We start from the raw sequence: 1478 nt of genomic DNA, 5'->3' as shown, positions 1-1478 counted from the left end.
TTGGTAAAGTGTCTACCTGTGAAATCTATCATTTGTATTTTGAAATAAAATCTGTGATAAAATTATACTATAAATTCATGCTACTAGCAGTTTGCGACAGAACCCTAATTTAAATTAGTTTCAGGCATGCAGCCATCATCAGTATTGATAATTATAGTATCTCAAAATAAAAAATACATATCAACTTTATTAATATCTATTTTCTAAAAAAATTTAATATTTTAGAAAATATGCTAAGTCTTTTAACTTCTGATTTATCTAGAAAAACTTGTTCTTTTTTATTTATATACTCATTTTCAGAGTCAACGGTTTCATTTTTGATAACCTCTTTTTTCTCCTCAAAGGAGGCTTCTACCTTAGGGGTTAGCTCCTCAACTATATTGGCATCTTTTTCTGGTTTTGATTCAGAAGGTAACTGTATAGGCTCTATAATTACATCTTCTATATCTAAAGATGAATCTTGAGGTACATCATTCTTGTATATATAGTTTCCTTCTGAGATTGGTAGTTTAAATCTATCCATGAATACAAAATATATAAGCTTGAAATTATTCGTACTAAATAATTTGTTTTCATTATCAAAGTCTCCAAAAAAGAAGATATACATTTGTTTTTTTATGTTTTTATTATGAGTTATAAAGTACTTTTTAGCATCCTTAAAGTTTTCTTCAAACTCTTTAAGAAATATTCTTTTATGTGTTTCACTCCAGTTTGATGTATCTATTTTTAACTTATATGGTTTAGCTACTAAATTAACTGTATATATACCATTAACTTCAGATATTTCTTTCATGGTATTTATAGCACCATAAAAAATACTTTTCTTTGTATACTCTAAATTATCTCTATTGAAGACTAGTTGAAAGGTATTTTTATAACTTCTTTCACCTAGACCAGTTATCTGTAGTGGTAAGTCTTCATATAGGTTTGGAGCATTTATATACAAATCAACTAAAGGTTTAATACTGCTTGTGCTTTTTTGGTTTTGTTGAGTTTTTGTTGGGTTACCCTGGCTTGAACTATTAGATTTTCTTGGATTATTTAAATTTTTATCAACTCCATCATTAATAATAGTTTCTACAGGATTAGGATTTAAGTTAAGTTTAGAAATATATAACCCTGACTCAACAATAGTAGATGGATCGATGGAGTCTCCTGATATAACATTAGACGAATGATATAGGTCACATTCAGTAGTATGCTTAGAATCATACCTGAAATAAGAGGTTTTCTTATAAGGTGGAGATTTTGTGTTGTCATAAGCACAAGGTGTAGCAATTTTCTTACACTTATTAGAAGGACAAACAAAAACTGTTTTTATGATATATTCATTATCTAGTGAGTACAAAATACTTCCATGTATAATTTCACCAGTGTTACTATCTTCTGCTAACCCTGAATTCATTATTTTAATTTAATTTTAAGATATTGATATATAAATAATAACAACAAATATATGGCTCCTATTAAATATTTGG

1 protein-coding gene is annotated in these 1478 nt (G+C 27.3%); it reads right to left on the bottom strand.

Annotation, left to right across the window (positions count from 1 at the left end):
* Nucleotides 1-196: 196 nt before the first annotated feature.
* Nucleotides 197-1405 (bottom strand): hypothetical protein, encoded by a 1209-nt coding sequence (locus F3D62_RS11855; protein WP_150468463.1) that lies wholly within the window; start codon nucleotides 1403-1405, stop codon nucleotides 197-199.
* Nucleotides 1406-1478 lie beyond the last annotated feature (73 nt).

This window comes from Francisella sp. SYW-9, assembly GCF_008711465.1.
In the GTDB taxonomy this organism is placed as follows: Bacteria; Pseudomonadota; Gammaproteobacteria; order Francisellales; family Francisellaceae; genus Francisella.
The sequence above is the reverse complement of the archived record's forward strand: the minus strand, read 5'-3'. Positions and strand labels throughout refer to the sequence as shown.